The sequence below is a fragment of the Silvimonas sp. JCM 19000 genome (assembly GCF_054652575.1).
In genome coordinates this window covers 47,568-69,358 of the sequence record NZ_BAAIHC010000015.1, presented here as the reverse complement: position 1 = coordinate 69,358, position 21,791 = coordinate 47,568, and the positions used below count along the sequence as shown (strand labels likewise).

General features: G+C 60.5%; 15 protein-coding genes. 12 read left to right on the top strand and 3 right to left on the bottom strand.

The genetic code is table 11. The annotated features are described in order from the left end of the window. Positions 1–454 precede the first annotated feature (454 nt). The gene (gene glnE / locus ACYQ1A_RS14165) at positions 455–3,145 is read right to left on the bottom strand and encodes a bifunctional [glutamate--ammonia ligase]-adenylyl-L-tyrosine phosphorylase/[glutamate--ammonia-ligase] adenylyltransferase (protein ID WP_499362981.1); all 2,691 of its coding nucleotides are present in this window, start codon (positions 3,143–3,145) and stop codon (positions 455–457) included. 272 nt (positions 3,146–3,417) lie between these two features. Here glnE and ACYQ1A_RS14160 point away from each other — a divergent pair, with 272 nt between their 5' ends. From ACYQ1A_RS14160 to ACYQ1A_RS14120, 9 genes are all read left to right on the top strand, one after another. Next, entirely contained in the window at positions 3,418–7,251 is a 3,834-nt protein-coding gene (locus tag ACYQ1A_RS14160) for a YhdP family protein (protein WP_499362979.1), read from the top strand. A gap of 24 nt (positions 7,252–7,275) precedes the next feature. After that, complete coding sequence (locus tag ACYQ1A_RS14155) at positions 7,276–8,079, top strand: carbon-nitrogen hydrolase family protein (protein ID WP_499362976.1); 804 nt, start codon at positions 7,276–7,278, stop codon at positions 8,077–8,079. 79 nt (positions 8,080–8,158) lie between these two features. Then, entirely contained in the window at positions 8,159–9,595 is a 1,437-nt protein-coding gene (gene tldD, locus ACYQ1A_RS14150; protein WP_499362974.1) for a metalloprotease TldD, read from the top strand. A gap of 153 nt (positions 9,596–9,748) precedes the next feature. Continuing rightward, on the top strand, positions 9,749–11,227 hold the full coding sequence (locus ACYQ1A_RS14145) for an amino acid permease (RefSeq protein ID WP_499362972.1): 1,479 nt from the start codon (positions 9,749–9,751) through the stop codon (positions 11,225–11,227). Positions 11,228–11,380: 153 nt separating this feature from the next. After that, positions 11,381–13,066 carry an outer membrane protein assembly factor BamB family protein gene (locus tag ACYQ1A_RS14140; RefSeq protein WP_499362969.1) on the top strand — a complete coding sequence of 562 codons (1,686 nt, stop codon included), beginning with the start codon at positions 11,381–11,383 and terminating at the stop codon, positions 13,064–13,066. Positions 13,067–13,217: 151 nt separating this feature from the next. Then, the gene (locus ACYQ1A_RS14135) at positions 13,218–14,285 is read left to right on the top strand and encodes an enoyl-CoA hydratase/isomerase family protein (protein WP_499362967.1); all 1,068 of its coding nucleotides are present in this window, start codon (positions 13,218–13,220) and stop codon (positions 14,283–14,285) included. A gap of 100 nt (positions 14,286–14,385) precedes the next feature. Further along, positions 14,386–15,066 carry a Bax inhibitor-1/YccA family protein gene (locus tag ACYQ1A_RS14130; protein WP_499362965.1) on the top strand — a complete coding sequence of 227 codons (681 nt, stop codon included), beginning with the start codon at positions 14,386–14,388 and terminating at the stop codon, positions 15,064–15,066. A 284-nt stretch (positions 15,067–15,350) separates the two neighbouring features. Continuing rightward, the gene (locus ACYQ1A_RS14125) at positions 15,351–17,621 is read left to right on the top strand and encodes a PAS domain-containing sensor histidine kinase (RefSeq protein WP_499362963.1); all 2,271 of its coding nucleotides are present in this window, start codon (positions 15,351–15,353) and stop codon (positions 17,619–17,621) included. Further along, positions 17,621–18,241 carry a response regulator transcription factor gene (locus tag ACYQ1A_RS14120; protein WP_499362961.1) on the top strand — a complete coding sequence of 207 codons (621 nt, stop codon included), beginning with the start codon at positions 17,621–17,623 and terminating at the stop codon, positions 18,239–18,241. Before ACYQ1A_RS14125 ends, ACYQ1A_RS14120 begins: the two co-directional genes overlap by 1 nt. An 89-nt stretch (positions 18,242–18,330) precedes the next feature. On the opposite strand, the gene ACYQ1A_RS14115 is transcribed toward ACYQ1A_RS14120, so the two are convergent. Next, entirely contained in the window at positions 18,331–18,618 is a 288-nt protein-coding gene (locus tag ACYQ1A_RS14115; protein WP_499362959.1) for a ComEA family DNA-binding protein, read from the bottom strand. A gap of 97 nt (positions 18,619–18,715) precedes the next feature. Between ACYQ1A_RS14115 and hpnC the strand changes: the two genes are divergently transcribed. After that, positions 18,716–19,549 (top strand): squalene synthase HpnC, encoded by an 834-nt coding sequence (gene hpnC, locus ACYQ1A_RS14110; RefSeq protein ID WP_499362957.1) that lies wholly within the window; start codon positions 18,716–18,718, stop codon positions 19,547–19,549. Positions 19,550–19,599: 50 nt separating this feature from the next. Here hpnC and lptM read toward each other — a convergent pair whose 3' ends face one another. Beyond that, the gene (gene lptM, locus ACYQ1A_RS14105; protein ID WP_499362955.1) at positions 19,600–19,872 is read right to left on the bottom strand and encodes an LPS translocon maturation chaperone LptM; all 273 of its coding nucleotides are present in this window, start codon (positions 19,870–19,872) and stop codon (positions 19,600–19,602) included. 53 nt (positions 19,873–19,925) lie between these two features. Here lptM and cyaY point away from each other — a divergent pair, with 53 nt between their 5' ends. Both cyaY and ACYQ1A_RS14095 read left to right on the top strand, forming a co-directional pair. Next, a complete protein-coding gene (gene cyaY / locus ACYQ1A_RS14100; RefSeq protein WP_499362953.1) occupies positions 19,926–20,249 on the top strand; it encodes an iron donor protein CyaY in 324 nt (107 codons plus the stop codon). A 67-nt stretch (positions 20,250–20,316) separates the two neighbouring features. After that, entirely contained in the window at positions 20,317–21,780 is a 1,464-nt protein-coding gene (locus tag ACYQ1A_RS14095) for a M48 family metalloprotease (RefSeq protein ID WP_499362950.1), read from the top strand. The last annotated feature ends 11 nt before the right edge of the window (positions 21,781–21,791 follow it).

Sequence of the window (21,791 nt, the reverse complement as noted above, 5' to 3'; positions counted from 1 at the left end):
ATGCCCGCGCCGTCCCATAGGGTGGGTCTGGACCCACCGCCCAAAGTGGTATCCTCGGCCGCTGCACTCCGAATCACTGGCTTTGAAAGGTGGGTCATGACCCACCCTATGCCCGCGCCTTCCCCATAGGGTGGGTCTGGACCCACCGCCCAAAGTGGCATCCTGGGCCGCTGCACTGCGAATCATTGGCTTTGAATGGTGGGTCACGACCCACCCTATGCCCGCGCCGTCCCTATAGGGTGGGTCTGGACCCACCGCCCAAAGTGGCATCCTCGGCCGCTGCACTCCGAATCATTGGCTTTGAAAGGTGGGTCACGACCCACCCTATGCCCGCGCCGTCCCTATAGGGTGGGTCTGGACCCACCGCCCAAAGTGGCATCCTCGGCCGCAGCACTCGCAATCATTGGCTTCGAAAGGTGGATCATGGCGGGGAAGCCGAGTCACCCGTGCCTGGTCACGCTTCGGCGTCGTCCTCAAACAGCGTTTGCCACAAGTGGCGGATGCTGGCCATATAGGTTCCCAGACCTTCGAGTGTCTCTGCGCTGGGCGCGGTGCCATTGAGTCGGCTTTTGTGTTGCAGCCGGCGCAGCTCGCGGTAGCCAACGCGCGCATCTTCGGCCGCCCATTGTTCAATCAAGCCGTGTTCGGCCGCGGTGCCCAGCAGCGCGATATTGCCGCGATTGGCGGTCAGATCAACAAATTGCTGCGCATAGCCCAGCACCAGAAACTGCACGATAAATTCCACATCAACAATGCCGCCACGGCGATGTTTAACGTCGTCGGGTTTGTCCGGATGCGTTTCCAGCATGCGTTGGCGCATATCCCGTACTTCGGCGCGCAAGGCGGCGATATCACGCGGACGGCGCAGCACTTCGCAGCGCACCCGCTCGAACGCCTTGCCCACCGCACCAGCGCCCGCCACATAACGCGCCCGGCTTAGCGCCTGGTGTTCCCACATCCACGCGGCCTCGTTCTGGTACTGGATAAACGCGTCAATGCTGGACACCAGAAAGCCCGAAGCCCCATTCGGCCGTAACCGTAAATCCACGTCATACAGCAAGCCTGCTGGCGTCAGCGTGGTCAGCCAGTTCACCACGCGCTTGGCATAGCGGCCATAGGTTTCACTGGCGTCCGGATGCTCGTCCTGGTACAGAAATACCAGATCCAGATCCGAGGCATAACCCAGCTCTTTGCCTCCCAGTTTGCCGTAGCCAATCACCGCAAAAGCCGGGGTTTCGCAGTGCTTTTTGTTCAGATCGCGCCAGGTTTGCTCCAGGGTCACCTGCAAGCATAAATCGGCCAGATCAGATAAATGATCCGACAGCGTTTCCAGCGGCAACAGCCCGGCGATGTCTTGCGCCACCAGGCGGAAGACCTGCGTGTGCTGAAAATGCCGCAGCAAATCCATCCGTGCTTCGGTGTCGTCGGCGTGCTCGTCCATTTGCGCGCGCAACTGGCGGCCGAGCTCGCTCCAGTCGGGGGCCTGGTACAACAGCCGCACATCAAGCAGTTCATCCAGCAAGATCGGGTGGCGGGTCAGATAGCTGGACACCCAGTCGCTGGCGCTATACAGGCCGGCCAGGCGCTTGAGCGTTTGCGGATGTTCCGCCAGCAGCGCCAGATAGGACTCGCGGCGGCTGATGGCTTCCAGCAGATCCAGAATGCGGCTGAGCGTGGCGTCCGGATTGGGATATCCGGCGGCGACCTCGATCAGCGGCGGCAAAATGCTGTCCATGCGCTGGCGGCTGCGCTCCGGCATTTGCTGGTAGCGGCCACTGTTTTGCAGCGCGGCCAGGCGGCGGCGGATTTCGGGCGGGTCTTTGTAGCCCAGGTCGGCCAGACGCGGATCTATGCCTTCGCCTTCTTGCGCGTGTTGCCACAAGGCAGCTTGCGGATGGTTTTCGTCTTCGCTTTGCGGCGCGGTAAAGACTTGCTCAAAGTGGCGGCTGACCAGACTGCGCCAGTAGGCCAGCGTGTTATAGAACTGATCCCACGCCACAAAGCCCATGCTACGTGCCAGCCGCATGCGGTCATCGTCGCCGGTGGGCAACATCTGCGTTTGCGCGTCGTCGATATACATCAAACGGTGCTCGACATTCCGCAAAAAGGTATACGCGCCCAGCAATTCGCGCACCGCATCGGCCGGCACCAGGCCCTGGCGCGCCAGTTCATTCAGAATGGTGCGGGTAGGGCGCTCGCGCAGCGGTTTGTCGCGGCCGCCGCGGATCAGCTGAAACACCTGGCCGATAAACTCGACTTCGCGGATGCCACCAGGCCCCAGTTTGATATTGTCGTGCCGGTCTTTGCGCAGGACTTCATGGCGGATCTGGCTATGCAGTTCGCGCATCGAGCGATACGCGCCGTAATCAAGGTATTTGCGATAAACAAACGGCGTCACCAGTTGCATCAACGCTTCGGCATCGCCGGTCAAGGCGCGGCCTTTGATCCAGGCATAGCGTTCCCATTCCCGGCCCTGCGTCAGCAGATAGTTTTCCAGCGCGGCAAAGCTGGAGACCAGTGGGCCGGAGTCGCCAAATGGCCGCAGCCGCATATCCACCCGGAATACAAAGCCATCGTCGGTCGGGTGGGCAATCAGCTGGATCAGCGCTTTGCCCACATAGGCAAAGTATTCATGATTGCTGATCGTGCGCGGACCTGTGGTTTCGCCGTCTTCGGGATAAACAAAAATCAGATCGATATCGGACGAGACATTCAGCTCGCGACCGCCCAGCTTGCCCATGCCCACCACAATCAACGTTTGCGGCGTGCCGGTTTCTTCGCCTATGGGCTGACCGTAGCGTGCTTCGGTTTGCACTTGCGCATTGGCCAAGGCGGCGGCAACGGCGACTTCGGCCAGATCGCTGACCGTGGTGACGGCCTCGTCCAGATTACTCAGCCCGGCCAGTTCACGACAGATCAGCCGCGCCATCACGGCGGTGCGCAAAGCACGCAGGCGCTGGCGTGCCACGCTGTCTTCGTCGTGTGCCAGCCCGGCCAGCGCGTGTTCCATCGCCGCGCGACTGAACGGCTGCGCCAGCGTGGCGGCGGTATGTTCGGCCAAGGCCGGATCGCGCGTAAAAACACGTTGCAGATAGCGGCTATGTTGCAGACCGGCATTAAGGGTGGGGCAGTTCACTGGGTCCATCCTGACACTCTTGGTGGGGGCGGGTAGAATCCGGAGCCCGGCTACGGGCGGCGCGGCGCTAGTGCATTGTAAACAGCCCGGCGCGCCGCAGCGTGAGCGCATTGCAAAGCACCAGCTCGGCATTGCGTGCGCACGGGGCCGGCGAAACGTGGCGTAAACAAAGCGGATACTGAATTTCTGCTGCACTGCACGCTCGCATCCCGGCACAATATCCCACGTTCGCGCTTGCGCCGGACATCCCCTTTAACGCTTGCCAGGCCGCCGTTCCATCCATGCCGCGTCTTACCGCCCTCAAATCGGCCGCCCTGACTGTACGCCAGCGAGTATCGGCGTTTCTGCACTGGCACTATCGCCTGCTGTTGCGCCTGCTGCTGGGCGTGGGCCTGGTTTTGCTGACGGCCGCGCTGGGCTGGCAGTTTTATGTTTTGCCGCGCCTTAACGATTTCCGGCCGCTGTTGCAGGCGCGGTTTCATGCCAGCACCGGCGGCTATCTGGACTTCAGCCAGCTCTCGGGTGGCTGGCATGGCATGCAGCCTTCATTTCGGGTTGAACACCTGGTGGTCAGCAATCGCGATCACGTGCCCGCGCTCAAGCTGGACGCGCTGGATGCCGAGGTGTCGTGGCTGTCGCTAGCGGCATGGCAATTGCGTTTTGCCCGCTTGCAACTGCAGGCCCCGGCGCTGGATGTGCTGCGCGATGCGCAGGGCGTGTGGCATGTGGCCGGGTTTACTGTCGAACCGCGGGCCGGTGGCGGTGATAACACCCAGCTCAACTGGTTGCTTAACCAGCGCGAAGTCGACATCAATGGCGGCAGCGTGCGCTATCAGGATCTGCTGAGCGGCGCGCCCGTGTTTGAGGCGCACGATCTGCATCTGCAAATCAAATCACTGTTCGGTCGCCATCGTTTCAATCTGGCGGCCAGCCCGGCCACTAACCTGGCCCGCACCCTGAGCGCCTCCGGCAGTTGGTATGGCAGCGACGTGGCCGACTGGCGTCATTGGTCCGGCCAGATGCAGCTGGCGCTGCCGGGCCTTGATCTGGGCACGCTGTGGACCTTGTTGCCGCCCGATGTCCGCCCGATTCCGCAACTGGCAGGCACCGCGCAAGGCCAGGCCCAGTTCAGCTTTGGCGATGGCCAGATGCAGGATGCCGACCTGGATATGCAGGTGCAGCGGCTATTGGCCAGTTACGGTGGCCGCACGCTGTCGGTGCCGACCTTTGATGGCCGTTTGCGCTGGCACCAACAAGATCGCAATCAAACGCTGCGCTTTGATGGCCGCCAACTGACCACCGCCGCCGGAACCGTATGCCAACCCTGTAGCGCCCAATACACGCAAAGCGCCAAAGGCCAGCGCACGGTGTCGTTTGCCGGTTGGCAGCTTGATCATCTGGCCGAACTACGCGCCGGTTTGCCGCAAAGCCTGCTGGCGCGGATTCCGGATGGCTCGATGGCGGGCCAGGTCAGCACGGCCGAGTTTGCGTGGCAGGGCGATTGGGATGATCCGCAGCACTATCACGGCAAAGTGGTGATCAGCGGGCTGGCGCTGCGCTGGCCTGGCGTGCTGCCGCAAGCCGGGCCGGTTAATCTGAGTACCGATTTTGACGATCAGGGCGGCCACGCTTCGCTGGGTAGCCCGCAATTTGCGCTGGATTTGCCCAGCCAGTTTGTGGAGCCAATCAAGCTGGAGCGGCTGGATATGGCCACCCACTGGCAGCGCAAAGGCGCGGGTTGGGATATCGCGCTGGATTCGGTGCATTTGAGCAATCGCGATATGAGCATCGACGTGGCGGGCAAATATGCGTGGCCGGGCCATGACGCCGGGCCGGGCCGGATCGATCTGGATGGCAGCATTACCAACGTGGCGGCTAACCGCGTGTATGCCTATCTGCCACGTGGGGTGGGCGACGCCACGCTGGAATGGCTCAAGACCTCACTCAAGCAGGGCCGGGCCATGGGCGGGCGGGCTACGGTGCACGGCAATCTGCATGATTTTCCGTTTGTAGGCGATCAAAAAGGCATCTTCCGCATTACCGCAGCGGCGCAAGACACCACGCTCAATTACGCGCAGGGCTGGCCCGATATCAACCATATTGACGGCACGCTGGATTTTCACGGCAACGCCATGCTGATCAAATCCACGCGCGGGCAAATCCTGGGCGCGCAGACCGGCAATGTCAGCGTCAGCATTCCCGATCTGGAACACGCGGTGGTGCTGGTGGATGGCCATGCCAGTGGCCCCACGCCCGAATTCATCAAGTTTGTGCAGGCCTCGCCGCTGCAAAAGCTGGCCGGGGCCTATACCGACAATCTGCACGCGCAAGGCAATGGCGCCCTGGCCCTGAAGCTGGAAATTCCGGTTGAGAATGTCGATGCCAGCAAAGTAGATGGCCACTATCAGTTTGCCGCCAATACCCTGGATTTTGGTAGCGGCGTGCCCGCGCTGAGCAATGCCAGCGGCCAGCTCGGCTTTACGGAAAAATCAATGACCATCAAGGATGCGGCGGGCCAGGCCTTGGGCGGCAATGTGGTGGTCAACGGCGGCACCGGCAAGGATGGCAGCCTGAATGTCAGTGTGTCCGGGCGTACCCCGGTGGCGGAACTGGCCACGCATTTTGATCTGGCCGAAATCGCTCGCATCCACGGCACGGCCAGCTGGCAGGCGCAAATGAAGGCGTGGGCCGGCAAATATGATCTGAGCGTGCAATCGCCGTTGAATGGCGTTTCGCTCGACTTTCCCGCCCCGGTGGGCAAGGCCGCCAACAGCACGCGGCCGCTGCGGGTGCATGTGGCGGGCGACAAGAATGGCAGCAATATCGACTTTGATTACGATCGCACCGTGCAGGGCGCTTTGCTGCGTGCGGCCAGCAACGGTCAGTTGAGCGGCAGCATCAGCCTCGGCGCGGGCGCGCCGCCGTCCGCAGCCGGTCGTAGCGGCCTGGCGCTGGTGGGCGGCTGGCCCGAGATCAATCTGCAAGACTGGTTGGCGCTGCAACCCAAGGATGACGCCAGTAACACAGGTGCCCCGCCCATTACCGCCATCGACGTCGCGTTTGACCACTTTGGCGGCTGGGGCAAGCAGCTGAGCGAATTCCGTCTCAAAGCCAGTAGTAGCGGCGATAGCTGGAATGGCGAGGTCAATGCCAAAGAACTGGCGGGCAAGTTCAGCTGGAATAGCCAGGGTAAAGGCAAAGTCTCGGCGCGGCTGAGCCGGGTGTGGATGCCGCTACCCAGCGTCGGCAATGCCCCCGCGCAAACCTCTCCGCTGCATTCCTTGCCCGCGCTGGATCTGACGGTGGACGACTTCCGCTACCACGATGTGCCACTGGGCAAACTGGCGGTCGATGGCGTGCAGCAAGGCGACAACTGGCGGCTTAACAATGTGTCGATCGATAATCCCGACGGCCGTTTTGCCATGAGCGGGCTGTGGACGCAGAAGGCGGGTCGCTCGCGCGTCAGCGCCCGCATGAATCTGGAAAGCAGCGACTTTGGCAAACTGCTGACGCGCTGGGGCTATCCCGACACACTCAAGCGCGCGCCCGGCAAGATCAGCGGCGATGCCGCATGGGACGGCGAGCCGTTTCCGCCGGATTTCAACAGCATGCAGGGTTCGCTGGCGGTGGATATCGGCGCCGGCCAGTTTGCCAAAATTGATCCGGGCGCCGGGCGCTTGCTGTCCATACTGAGCCTGCAGTCGCTCTCGCGGCGGGTACGCCTCGATTTTCGTGATGTGTTCTCGGATGGCTTTGAATTCGACAGCATCAAAGGCGATGCCAATATTGAACGGGGTGTGGCACGCACCAATAATCTGGTGATTGCGGGCTCGGCGGCGCAGGTGTTGTTCCGCGGCGAGACTAATTTTGAGGCAGGTACCCAGAACGTACATGTGCGCATCGTGCCCGTGATCGGGGACTCGGTGGCCGTGGCCACCACCATCCTCAATCCGGTTGCCGGGGCGGCAGTGTTCTTGCTGCAACGTGCGCTGAAAGACCCGCTCGGCCAGTTGATCGCCTATGAATATGACATCACCGGCACCATCAAAGACCCGCGTATCGAGCGCGTGCAGGAAACCCGTCCCAGCCTGGGTAATTTGCGCAAAGCCCAGTAAACGCCATCCGTTTCAGGAACCGCCATGCAGACACTGACCGCCGCAGCCATACAGATTATTTCGACGCCCGATGTGGCGCAAAACCTGGCTACGGCCGGACGTTTGATTGCGCAAGCGGCGGAGCAGGGTGCCAGCCTGATTGCCTTGCCGGAATATTTCGCCATCATGGGCCGTGATCCGCGCGACAAGATTGCGGTGCGTGAACAAGACGGCCACGGTCCGATCCAGGATTTTCTGGCACAAACCGCCGCCCGCCACGGTATCTGGCTGGTGGGGGGCACGGCGCCGCTGGTCAGCCAGGTCGACCACAAAGTGCGCAACAGTACGCTTGTGTACAACCCGGCCGGCGATCGCGTGGCGCGCTACGACAAGATCCACTTGTTTGGTTTTGATAACGGCGAAGAAAAATTCGCCGAAGCCGACACCATCGAGCCTGGCCAGGACGTGGTGACGTTTGATGCGCCGTTTGGTCGGGTTGGCCTGGCGGTTTGCTACGATCTGCGTTTTCCCGAGCTGTTCCGTTCGGCCGGGCCGGTGGATATCTGGTTGCTGCCGTCGGCGTTTACCGCCACCACCGGCCAGGCGCATTGGGAACCGCTGATTCGCGCGCGCGCCATCGAAAACCAGTGTTTCTTTATTGCGCCGGGTCAGGGCGGCATGCACGCCACCGGCCGCGAAACCCATGGCCACAGCATGATCGTCGATCCGTGGGGCGTGATCCTGGCGCAGCAAGACAAGGGTGAAGGCGTGGTGCTGGCCGAACTCAAAGCCAGCCAGCAAGACCGCGTGCGGCGGATTCTGCCAGCGCTGCAGCACCGCATGCTATAAGCGTGGCTTGTGAAATCATCATGGCGATGGCATGTTGACTGCTTGTCGCCCCCGCAATTCTTGAAAAGTGAATCCCGGCATGAGCATCCTGCAAACCGCCCAATCGACCCTGCTGGCCCCATATCAACTGGACGAAGCGCAACTTGAGCGCGTGTTCGGCGAGATGATGCAGCATGATCTGGACTACGCCGATCTGTACTTTCAGAGCACACGCTCAGAGGGCTGGAGTCTGGACGAAGGCATCGTCAAATCAGGCAGTTTCTCGATTGATCAGGGCGTTGGCGTGCGCGTGGTTTCGGGCGAGAAGACCGCATTTGCCTATTCGGACGAAATCGGCTTTGCGCCTTTGCTGGAAGCCGCACGCGCCACCCGTGCCATCGGCCGCCAGGGCGGTAATGGCACCGCCGCCCTCGTCAAACAAGGCCAGGGCCGCGCGCTGTATCAGCCGGTGGATCCGCTGGCCAGCCTGAACGCCACGCAAAAAGTAGCGCTGCTGGAAAAAATCGAGAAGATTGCGCGCGCGCTGGACCCGCGTGTGGTGCAAGTCATGGCCAGTCTGGCCTCGGAATACGACGTTATTTATATTGCGCGCCACGATGGCCATCGCGCCGCCGATGTGCGCCCGCTGGTGCGCTTGTCGCTGAACGTCATCGTTGAAGAAAACGGCCGGCGTGAGCAAGGTAGCGCCGGTGGCGGGGGGCGTTTTGATTACGCTTATTTCAGTGACGAGATCATCGAAACCTATGCGCGTGAAGCTGTGGCGCTGGCGGTGCTTAATCTGACCGCGCGCCCGGCCCCGGCTGGCGAAATGACGGTGGTGCTGGGCAATGGCTGGCCAGGTATCCTGCTGCACGAAGCCATAGGCCATGGTCTGGAAGGCGATTTCAATCGCAAGGGCAGCTCGGCCTTTAGTGATCGCCTGGGCGAACGCGTGGCAGCACCCGGTGTGACCGTGGTGGATGACGGCACCATCACCGACCGCCGTGGCTCACTCAATATCGATGACGAAGGCAATCCAACGCAGCGCACCGTGCTGATTGAAGATGGCATCCTCAAGGGTTACATCCAGGACAGCCTGAACGCGCGGCTGATGGATATGCCGCTGACCGGCAATGGTCGGCGCGAATCCTATGCCCATCTGCCCATGCCACGCATGACCAATACGCTGATGATGGGCGGCGATCGCGATCCGCAGGAAATCATCGCCTCAGTCAAACGCGGTCTGTACGCCGTTAATTTTGGTGGCGGCCAGGTCGATATCACCAGCGGCAAGTTTGTATTCTCGGCCTCGGAAGCGTGGTGGGTGGAAGACGGCAAGCTGCAATATCCGGTCAAAGGCGCCACCTTGATCGGCAACGGCCCGGATGTGCTGACCCGCGTTTCGATGATCGGTAACGACATGGCGCTCGACCCTGGCGTAGGCACTTGTGGCAAAGAAGGCCAGAGCGTGCCGGTGGGCGTAGGCCAGCCGACTATGCGCATAGATGGCGGCTTGACCGTGGGCGGCACGGCTTGATTGCGCGCTCGGCCCTGTCGTTTCGACCAGATAGTCAGGACATGTGCATATTATTGATTTGAATACAGGGCCTTAGCCGGAAATCAGATCGCACCGAGGGGCGGGATTTTGCTAAAATCCCGCCCCTTGTTTGTTTAAATAAAACGATAGCTGATGACTCCTGCCCCCAACGCCGACCGCAAGCCCGCGCTGCATCGGCAACTCAAAGCCCGCCACCTGAGCATGATTGCCATTGGCGGTTCCATCGGCACCGGCCTGTTTGTGGCCTCCGGCGCCACCATTTCGCAGGCGGGCCCGGGCGGCGCTTTGCTGGCCTACGCGCTGATCGGCCTGATGGTTTATTTCTTGATGACCAGCCTCGGCGAACTGGCTGCCTTCATGCCGGTGTCGGGCTCGTTTGCCACTTATGGCGCGCATTATGTCGAAGAAGGCTTTGGCTTCGCGCTGGGCTGGAACTACTGGTACAACTGGGCGGTGACGATTGCCGTCGACCTGGTCGCCTCGCAACTGGTCATGAACTACTGGTTTCCCGGCACGCCCGGCTGGATCTGGAGCGCGCTGTTTCTTGCCATCATGTTTGGCATCAATTACGTCTCGGTCAAAGGCTTTGGTGAAGCGGAATACTGGTTCTCGCTGATCAAGGTGGTCACCGTCATCGTGTTTATCGCGCTGGGTACGGCCATGATCTTTGGCATCATCCACGGCGGCGAAAGCGCTGGCCTGCATAACTTCAGCGTGGGCGACGGCCCCTTTGCCGGTGGCTTTGCCGCCCTGATCGGCGTGGCAATGGTGGTGGGGTTTTCTTTTCAGGGCACCGAGCTGATCGGCATAGCCGCGGGCGAATCGGAAGATCCGGGCAAGAATATTCCACGCGCCGTTCGCCAGGTGTTCTGGCGCATTTTGCTGTTCTATATCTTTGCGATTCTGGTGATCAGCCTGCTGATCCCCTACAACGACCCCAGCCTGCTCAAAAACGAAGTCAGCGATATTGCGGTCAGCCCGTTCACGCTGGTGTTCCGCCACGCCGGCCTGGCTTTTGCGGCGGCGGTCATGAATGCGGTGATTTTGACGGCGGTATTGTCGGCAGGTAACTCGGGTATGTATGCCTCCACCCGCATGCTTTACACCCTGGCGCAGGACGGCAAAGCACCGCGCATCTTTGCGCAGCTGTCCGCCAATGGCGTGCCTCGCAATGCGCTGTATGCCACGACCGTGGTCGCTGCCCTGTGCTTTTTGACGTCGATGTTTGGTAAGCAACAGGTCTATCTGTGGCTGCTGAATACCTCGGGCATGACCGGCTTTATTGCATGGCTGGGTATTGCCATCAGCCACTACCGGTTTCGCAAAGGCTATGTGGCGCAGGGCCGGGATCTGCGCGAACTGCCTTATCGCTCGGGTTTTTTCCCGTTTGGGCCGATGTTTGCCTTTGGCCTGTGTCTGGTCATCACGCTCGGACAGAACTACCAGGCTTTTCTGCATGACAAGATCGACTGGATCGGCGTGCTGGCCACCTATATCGGTATTCCGGTGTTTCTGTTGATCTGGTTGGGGTATCGCATTGCACGCGGCGGCAAGCTGGTGAAATACAGCGAAATGACTTTTCCCGACGCCAATCCGCGCCACAAGCAATAAGCGCAAGGCACCCAGCGCACCGGCGATGTGGCCGTCGTTGCTGTCAACTGACATACACAGAAATATTTATGTAACTGACTGTTACGCGTTTGTATTTTTCGTATAGCATTACCACGCATGTAAGTACACAAAACATCTTGTGGGGATAGCGATATGGAAAATAACGCAGCGCGCACGCTGTGCGCAGGTCTGTTGCTGAGCGCTTTGGCGGCATGTGGTGGCGGGGGTGGGGATGGCAGCAGCAATAATTCGAGCGGCACCACGCCGACGCCCAGCCCGACAACAACGCCAACGCCCGCACCCGGCAGTGGCAGCGTAACGCCGCCGACTGTGCTGGCGGCAACGGTGGTCGAAGGGCAGAGCACACCGATACCGGCCGCATTGACCTATAGCGGCCAATTGCCCGCCAACCCCACGCTGCAAGTCAGCGCCGATGGCGATCTGCTCAGCAGCGCCGCCAGCGCGACTGTTTCTGGCAACACGCTGAATGTCACCCTCAACAGCAATGCGCAGATCCTGCCGGGTTATTACAGCGGTACCGTTACGCTGAATGTCTGTAGCGACGCCAGCTGCAGCGCGTCTCTGAGCGGCTTTCCGGTCAAATTTCCCTATCAGATTTCGGTGGGCTTCGGCAGCCATCTGACGACGCTGAGCGCACTGAGCGGGGCGACCGACTGGAGCACGCTGCAAGGCAATAATGCGCACAACGGCTACGTGCCGGTAACGGTTGATGCCAGCCACTTCAGCACGCGCTGGGCCTGGCAAGATCCGCAAACCATCGATAAAACCTCGCTGTCGCCGCAAGTGGTGGTGACCGGCGCTGGCCGCGCCTACGTCAATTCGAGCAATCAGCTGGAAGCGGTGGATGAGGCCAGCGGTAACCTGGCATGGTCGCGCACTTTTGCCGCTTTCCCGATTGCGGCACCGGCCACTGCAGGTAGCTCGGTCTATGTACTGGGCATTGACGCCCTGAGCGGTGTGACCAACTACGGCTTGTGGAATGTCAGCAACGCCAGCGGCGCGACCGTCGCCACAACCACCAGCGCTTCGACCACGTTTTCGACCGGTCTGGGCCTGACGCCGGTCATCGATAGCGGCACGGTGTATGTGGGCGATTACAGCGGCAAGCTGATCAGCGGCAACGCCAGCACTGGCGCGGTCAATTACGCGACCGCGCTGTACAACAACTTTGCCAACTGGGCGCCGACGCTGGATGGCCAGAATATCTATGCCTGGAGCAATGCCGGCCTGAACACCTGGCAGTTGAAGGTGCTGGACAAGAGCACGGGTACCGCCAGCCGCACCGTCAATATCAGTGGCTTTACCGTGGCAAGCAGCCCGGGCGCTTCGCAATCCACACCCGTGCTGGGCAGTGCCAATTCGCTGGTGGTGTTGGGCGATGCCGACACGTCGGGCGTACGTCAGCTGGGCGATCTGGATATCACGGCCGGCACCGCGCGCTGGACCGCTAACGGCCAGTTCGCTTCGACTGTCGCAGTCGGCAATAACGTGGTCTATGCCTATGACGCCGCCACCAGCACACTGCAGGCGCGCGACGAAATGGCAGGTACGGTGCTGTGGACCTGGACACTGCCCGCTCAGGAAGTGGGCGTCAGTGCCACTAGCAGCGCCAAAGGTCTGCGCGGCTTGTTGCTGACCAATAATGTGGTGTTCTTCAGCTCGGCGGTGCGCACTTATGCGATCAGCCTGACCACGCATCAAGCGTTGTGGTCGACACCGGCTGCTGGCTCGCTGGCGCTCTCGGCCAATGGCGTGCTGTATATCAATGCGCCAGACCTGGCGGGCGCGCACGGCATTGTGGCGGTTAACCTGCAGTAAGTAGCTTGACCATGTAAAAGAGGGCGTTGCGCAGTCGGGCAACGCCTTTTTTGTTCTGGTCCAAACATCGCAGTCGGTAACTTCCCGGATGCACTGCAACAGCGGCGTGGTTAAGCTGGGCGTCTTCTTAACCAGATGGCATTACGGCTGCATGGTCCGCTTTGAACTGATTCCTGCGCGTAACGGCGCCTTGATTGGCGAAATCCTGCTCGATACCCCCGCCACCCTTAATGCGCAGAACTTGCAGATGGTGCTGGCGATGCGACAACAACTGGCGCAATGGCAAGACGATGCCGCCATCGTGGCTATTCTGATTCGCGGGGTAGGCGAACGGGCGTTATGCGCGGGGGGCGATATCAAGGCGTTGTACTACGCCATGCTGACGCCAGGGCGCATCCATGAAGCTGATGATTTTTTCGCCAATGAATATCTGTTGTGTCGCGAGCTGCATCGCTATCCCAAGCCGGTACTGGCGTGGGGCAACGGGCTGATCATGGGCGGTGGCTGGGGCCTGTTTGCCGCCAGCAGCCATCGCATCGTTACCGAAACGGCACAACTGGCCATGCCCGAAATCGCCATCGGTTTATTTCCCGATGTCGGGGCCAGCAGCTGGTTGCATCAATTGGCGGATGGCGTAGGGCGATTCTTGTTGCTGACAGCCGCCCGCTTGAACGCCAGCGACGCGTTGGCGGCGGGCGCGGCCGATTGGGCGCTACCGGCACATGGCTTTCAGCTGCTGCGCGATGGCATGACCGAACTGACCTGGCTGGGCCAGCCACAGGCGGATGCGCAGATGCTGTCGCAACTGGTTGATGCCCTCAGCGGTGCGCTGCAGCCGCCGCTGCCACCGGGCCATTGGCAGCCCGTGCGCGAGCAAGTCCGCGCCCTGGTTGCGGGCGATGATCTGGATGCGATTCTGGCCCGTATCGATGCTTTGCACAGCGACAACGTGTGGTTGCAAAACGCACAATCACAGATGCGCGCAGGCTCACCGACATCCATCCGCCTGGGCTGGTTGCTGGCGCAGCGCGCCGCGACGCTGGATTACGATGCCGTGGTCGCCATGGAAACGCTGGCGGCGCGGCACGCGGTGCGTTATGGTGACTTCCGCGAAGGCGTGCGCGCGCGTCTGATTGATCGGGATGGCGCGCCACATTGGGCCGGACGGCCAGGCTGGCAAGATATGGAAAACTGGTTGGCGGCTATCGGAAATAGCTGATCATGACAAATATTCCCGGTCAGGCTTGAAACTTTTGCAACGCACGGCCATCTTAAAAAACGAGCCACGCAGCTCGTTCATCATAACGGAGTCAACCACCATGCAATTCAATCCCGCCCAATACGGCGGCGCGGCCTACGCCGTCGAGCGCAACCGGGTATTACGTAATACCTATTTCTTGCTGGCCCTGAGCATGCTGCCCACCGCCGCGGGTGCGCTGCTTGGAATCTCAATGCATTTCGCCATGACCCCGATGTTTGGCGTCATCCTGTTCCTGGGCGTGAGCTTTGGCATGTTCTATGCCATCGAAAAGACCAAGAACAGCGCAATGGGCGTGGTGTTGTTGCTGGCGTATACCGGTTTTATGGGTTTGTGGTTGTCGCAAATCCTGCAAGTTGCCTTGCGCTTCAGCAATGGCGCTTCGCTGATCGGTACGGCCGCTGTGGGCACCGGCGCTATCTTCTTTACGCTGGCAGGTATCGCCACGGTGACCAAAAAAGACTTCTCGTTCATGAGCAAGTTCTTGTTCATCGGCGTGGTCATGCTGATCCTGGCGTCGCTGGCTAACATCTTCTTTGCCATTCCGGCGGCTTCGCTGGCTATTTCGGCGATTGCGGTGCTGATCTTCTCCGCCTATATCCTGGTGGACGTGAGCCGCATCGTTAACGGTGGCGAAACCAACTACATTACGGCAACGCTGCAGTTGTACCTCGACGTGTACAACGTGTTCATCAGCCTGCTCAATATCTTGATGGCCTTCAGCGGTAACAATCGCAATTAAGCTGAAGCCTGAAACCGCGGCCCTGCGCCGCATTACAGCGCGCTTCTTACGCGCCGACTGAAGTACCCGGTAGTAGGTAGTTGTCAGCAACCGTCTTCAACCAGAGCGCTCAGGCGCACATTCAGTACGTGCTTCAAAGTAAGAGCAATGGCAGCGCCACCTTCGGGTGGCGTTGTTTTTTTGCGCTGGTGCCGTGAGCGGGTAAGTCTGTATAAGGCTGACTGCGATAAACCAGTTATTCTTCCGCCATGCGTCTTCCCCGATTTCTCCTTCCCTGGCACGCCATGTTGCCGTGGCTGGTGGCCCACATTGCCATCGGCCTGGTTATGGTCGCACTGGCGGGCTACACCTGGCTGGATCAGCGCCAGACCCAGAACGCCCGTGAACTGACCATGGCGCAAGATTTGCTGTGGCAGGAACAAGGCCTGCGCCTGCATCTGCAAACCAATCAGAACGTGCTGGAAAACCTGGCCTATGGTCTGGCTGCCGACGGCCTGACCGAAGCCGACTTTGCCGCGCGTGCCAGCCTGCTGATGAAAGAAAACCCCGAGCTGCTATCGGTGGAGTATCTCGACGCCAAAGGCAAGCGCGTGGGTGGCCTGCCGGTATATTCCGGGCGCCCTAACAGCCTGCCGCCGCTGGACGATAGCCAGGTGCAAGAGGCCATCGATGGCGCCGCAACGTTGGGCTATGCCGTGTACAGCAATGTTTTGCTGCGGGAAGAGCCGCAGGTGGTGCTGGTGGTGCCGTTCTACCATCTCTCGGTATATGCCGGCGCCGTCGTCGCGGCCTATTCCTTGCCTGAATTGCTGCGCTTGCGTATCCCATGGTGGATGGTGCAACGCTACGACCTGGCTTTGCTGGACGATCAGGGGCATGTGGTTGCGCCTGCCGATGCCACGCTGATGCCGGGCTCTTTGCTCACGCGCGAAGTGGGGGTTGATCCGCTCGGTCACGAACTTAAGCTGCGCGCCAGCGTGCATGACAACCCGCGCGCCAGCCGCCAGGTCTGGCTGCTTGCTGCTGTGTTCTTGTTGCTGGTGCTGTTGTGGTGGGCGTTGGCTATGCTGCGCCGACGTATGCTGGAGCGGCAGGCCGCGGAAATCGCCTTGCGTGACGAGATGGGCTTTCGCTCCGCCATGGAGGACTCGCTCACCACCGGCCTGCGCGCGATGGACCGGGATGGCCGCATTATTTATGTGAATCCCGCTTTCTGTCAGATGATGGGCTGGAGCGCCTCTGAACTGCTGGGCCACGTGCCGCCGATGCCATACTGGCCGCCGGAAGAGCTGGCCAATTGTGCCGCCGCCTACCGCGCCATCATGGACGGGCAAACGCCGCAGAACGGGTATCAGTTGCGCTTTATGCGGCGCAATGGCGAGCGCTTTGATGTGCGTTTGTATTCGTCGCGCCTGGTGGACGGCCGCGGTGAATATCGCGGCTGGATGGCGTCGTTGTATGACGTCACTGAAATCCGCAAGGAACGCGAAGCACTGGCCGCCTCACGCAAACAGCTGCTTACCGTGCTGGAAGGCCTGGAATCTGCCGTATCGGTCACCGACGAATCAAGCGGCCAGTTGCTGTACCGCAACCGCCACCACGATGATCTGTTCCCGCTCAGCGACGATGGCGTGTGCTGTCTGGTGCCCTTGATGCCGGCGGATAGCCTGGTGGCGGAATGTCAGGACCCGATCACCGGCCGTTGGTATCACGTGCAACGGCGGCGGGTGGAGTGGGTCGATCGGCGCCCGGTGTTTCTGGATATCGCTGGCGATATCACCGACGTGCGCCAAAGCGCGGAAAACCTGCGCCTGCAAAACGAAAAACTGCAGCACACGGCGCGTCTGGTCAGTATGGGTGAGATGGCATCCAGCCTGGCGCACGAACTGAACCAGCCCTTGGCCGCCATCAGCAGCTATGCCGCGGCTGCAGAAGACATGCTGGGGGCGCAGCCGCCGATGCTGGAGCGTGCCACCGAAGTGCTGGGCAAGATAGGCGGGCAGGCCCGGCGCGCTGGTCAGATCATCCGTGGCATTCGCGATTTCGCCGCCAAGCGCGCGCCACGTCGCGAAATTTGTAATGTCGCCGATCTGATTTCGATTCCGGTGCAATTGCTGGAGCCGGTGGTGCGCAAGACCCAGGCACGTATTATTGTGCAGTTGCCCGAGGGCTTGCCTGATTTTCCGGGCGACAACGTGATGCTGGAACAGGTATTGTTCAACCTGCTCAAGAATGGCCTCGAAGCAATGGCCGGAATGGCCAATAGCGATAACCCGCGCGAAATGACCGTCAGCGCCCGCGTCATCTCCGAGCAAAATGCGCTGGAACTGGTGATTGCGGATCGTGGCCCAGGGCTGGCGCTGGCCAATGACTTGTTCCAACCGTTTTACACCACCAAACCGGATGGCCTGGGCATAGGCCTGAATATTTGCCGTTCGGTACTGGAACAACATCGCGGCCATCTGGCCGTAGAACCTAATCCCGGTGGCGGCACCCGTTTTATTTGCCGCTTGCCGCTGTTTTCCACTCAGGTACTGACCGAGGAAGCCCAGTAATGCGACCTATCGCCATCATCGACGACGATATTGCCGTGCGCGATGCGCTGACCTTGCTGTTTGAAACGCGCGGCTGGCCCGCGATCACGTTTGAATCGGCCGAAAATTTTCTGCAAGAAGCCGAAGCCGTAGATTTCAGCTGTCTGGTTATCGATGTCCGCATGACTGGTATCAGCGGGCTCGAATTGTTTACCCGCATCAAGCAGACCGAGTATTTGCCGCCGGTTATTTTTCTGACTGGCCACGGCGATGTAGCCATGGCGGTGGCGGCAGTCAAGGAAGGCGCGGCTGACTTCCTGGAGAAGCCGTGTGACAACCGCGTGCTGGTGGGCAAGATCCAGACCTATCTGGATCAGGACCAGGCTCAGCGCGGGGAATGGGAAGCGCGCCAGTCTTTGTCCGACCAACTGGATAACCTGACACCGCGCGAGCGCGAAGTGCTGCGAGAACTGCTGGCCGGCAAGCTCAACAAGCAGATCGCCGACACCCTGACCATCAGCATCAAAACTGTTGAAGTACATCGCGCGCGCATTTATACCAAGCTGCGTGTGCGTTCGGCGGTTGAACTGGCCGCCTTGTTAAAAGACGTGCCGCTGACCGCGATCAGCGGCAAAAACTAACGCCGCCACCGCACCGCCTTTGCCCCGGGCCCCGTCGCCTGGGCAAAGGCGGTGGCTGGTGTCATGCGTATATCAGTGCGGCCCCACGTTCACTTTTTGCCTGGCTTGGCGGGCGCCGGCGCCGGGGCGTTGCCTACGGCGATGTCGTTCTTGATACGCACATAAGTCGCGTTCTTGATGCCGGGTACCTTGGTAATATCCTCCGGGCTTTTAAACGGCGTGGCCTTGCGGTATTCAATGATCGCTTTGGCTTTGCCCGGCCCGATGCCGGTCAGCGACGTCAGTTGTTCTTCGGTGGCGGTGTTGAGATTGACCGCAGCCCAAGCCGACGCAGTCAGCATAAACAGACTGCAAAAACCGATAATCCATTTTTTCATGGCATAAACCCCTAGCTTGTTTGTGTGGCACCGGCGATTGCTGGTGTGAGCGCATCGTGGGGCGTGCGCCAAACTACTGTCAGTCAGAAACCCGCCTATGTTTGATGTGACTCCCGGCCAATCGGTCCAGCACTACGAGAACTTTCCGGTTGCATCGATTTTGATGCCTGCGCGTTATCGCAAAGCCGTAGCCAGCATCTATCACTTTGCCCGCCATGCCGACGACCTTGCCGATGAAGGCGACGCGACCCCCGCCCAACGCCTGGCCGCACTGGCAGAATGCCGGGCCGAACTTGCCCGGATCGAGCGCAACGAAACCCCGCTGACCCCGCGCTATCAGGCGCTGGCCATCACCGTCCGCCGCTATGCGGTGCCCGTTTCGCTTTGCCACGACTTGCTCACCGCATTTGAACAAGACGTGACCCAGACGCGGTATGAAGATTTTGGCGAGCTGGTGCAGTACTGCCGTCATTCCGCGGTGCCGGTCGGACGCATCCTGCTGCATATTTTTGGCGCCGCGACCTCGGTGAATCTGGCGCAATCGGATGGCATCTGCACGGCCTTGCAACTGATCAATTTCTGGCAAGACGTGGCTGTGGACTGGCAGAAAGGGCGGGTCTATATCCCGCAGGCGGATTTACAAAAATTTGGTGTGAATGAAACCACTATCGCCGCAGGGCAGTGCGATGTGGCATGGCGCCGTTTGATGGCATATGAAGTAGACCGTACCCGCCGCATGCTTAAAGGCGGTGCGCCGTTGGCGAATACCTTGCCGGGCCGGATCGGACTGGAGCTGCGTCTGACCGTGTTGTCGGCCGATGCAGTGCTGCAAAAGCTGCAGCAGGTTGATTACGATATGTTCCGCCGTCGCCCCAGGCTGGAGAAAGGCGACTGGCCGCGCCTGATCTGGCGAGCGCTACGGCGCAAATAATCCGGATGGGGCTGGTAGCCCCATCCTTGCTGTGCGCGGTATCACGTGGCTTAGTCGCGCAGCGGCTCGACCACAACCGCGCTGGCATCGGCGGCGCTACCGGGCTGCTGCGAATACGGCGTCGGGCTGAACGGCGCATCCGGCGTGCCCTTGCTGCGCGGCGCGCTGGCCGCTGGCGCACTGGCCGTGCCCGATGCAGTGCCCACGCGGTGTAGCAACGGCGAAGAATTGGGTTTGCTTTGTTGTTGCGGCAGATACAGATTGCCTTTGAAGCCGCAGGCGCCGAGGGCTATCACGGCAAACAGGCTGACGAATACGCGCATGAGAGAGCTTTGGTGGCAAAATCGCGATATTACCACCGCCCCAGGCCCGACTGATGACTGAAACCGAATTCCTCGCCCTGTCCGACGCCATTTTTGATCGTATCGAAGCCGCTTGTGACGAAGCTGATGCCGAGATCGACCCCTTGCGCCAGGGTAATGTCCTGGAACTGGAGTTCGACGATGGCAGCAAAGTAATCGTCAACCGGCATGTGCCCAACCAGGAATTGTGGATTGCCGCGCGCCATGGCGGCTTTCATTACCGTTTTGTTGACCGCGTCTGGGTGAACACCCGGGGCGACGGCGAATTTTTTGCTGATCTGGCTGAAGCCGTCCGCATACACGGCGGCGAAGATTTTCACTTTCCAGAACTGCAATAGGCCGGGTTAGACTCCGGTGCAATATTAAAACGCCGCGGCTGCAGCGGCGTCTTTCCGGAGAGGGTCCTTGACTGGTTTTACCGCGCTCAAACGCCCGCTGGCTGTGCTGCTGGCGGCTTGCCTGCTGGTGTCGCCCGGCTTTGCCGATGTCAATCTGCCGGAACTGGGCGACGTTTCGCAAGAAGGCATGACGCCGCGCGACGAGCACCAGGTCGGCGAGGCCGCCGTCATCGAGATGCGTCGCAGCGGCGAGATGATGGATGACCCTGAGGTCAACGCTTATATCAACCAGCTCGGCAACCGCCTGGTTGAAGCCAACGGCACCACCATTCCGTTTACCTTTTTTGTGATGAACTCGCCCGAGGTCAACGCCTTTGCTTTGCCCGGGGGCTTTGTCGCGGTCTACAGCGGCCTGATCGGCACCACGCAACACGAGTCCGAACTGGCGGCGGTGATGTCGCACGAGATCTCGCACGTTACCCAGCACCATCTGGCGCGCATGATGGATGCCCAGCGCGCCATGCCATGGCTGACCATGGCGGCCATGGGGCTGGCTTTGCTGGCAGCGCGCAGCGGCTCGGGCGATCTGGCCATGGGTGCGATGGCGGCAAGCAGCGGTTACGCCATCCAGCGTCAGCTGGATTTTACCTATGCGTTTGAGCAAGAAGCCGACCGCATCGGCATGCAAACGCTGATCAAATCGGGATTTGATCCCTGGGCCATGCCGACCTTTTTTGATCGATTGCAAAAAAGCAGCCGCCTGATCGAAAACAATGCGCCTGAGTTTTTACGCACTCACCCGGTAACCTACAAGCGGATTACCGACGCGCAAGAACGGCTGCAGGATCAGCCGTACAAACAGGTGCCTGATTCGGCCGATTATTTGTTTGTGCGCGAACGCGCGCGGGTATTGCAGAGCGATAACAAAGCCACCGTCGACATGTATAAGGCCACGCTGGCCGGCAAACGCTATGGCAATTTACCGGCGCATTTGTACGGCATGGCATTGGCGCAATGGAAAGCACGGGATTTTGATGGCGCCTGGGCCACGCTGGAACAAGCGCACAGCGCTTTTGGTCTGGCACGTTCGCATCCGGCACTCGAATATCTGGCGGGGTCGATCCGGTTGGGGCAGGAACGTTACGACGAGGCGATCAAATTATTCCGCGAGGGTGAGCGGCATTTTCCCGGGAGCCGGGTGCTGGTGTACGGCGAAATCGACGCGCAGATCGCCGCGCGCAAATACGCCGAGGCTTTGAAGACAGCGCAATCCGCGCAAGAAATCTATCCTTCAGATGCCTGGTTGTACCAACGCCAGGCGCGTATCTACGAGGCTTTGGGCCAATCGCAGCAACGTCATCGCATGCAGGCCGAATACTATGCGCGCCTGAACGAATATGGCGCGGCCGTAGAGCAACTCGAACTGGCGCAGCGTGATGCAACGGCAGATTTTTATCTGGCATCCAGCATTGACGCACGGCTCAAGGAAATCCAGGCCATGCGTGGCGATGACAAAGATAAAAAGCGCTAGCGTCGCCGTAC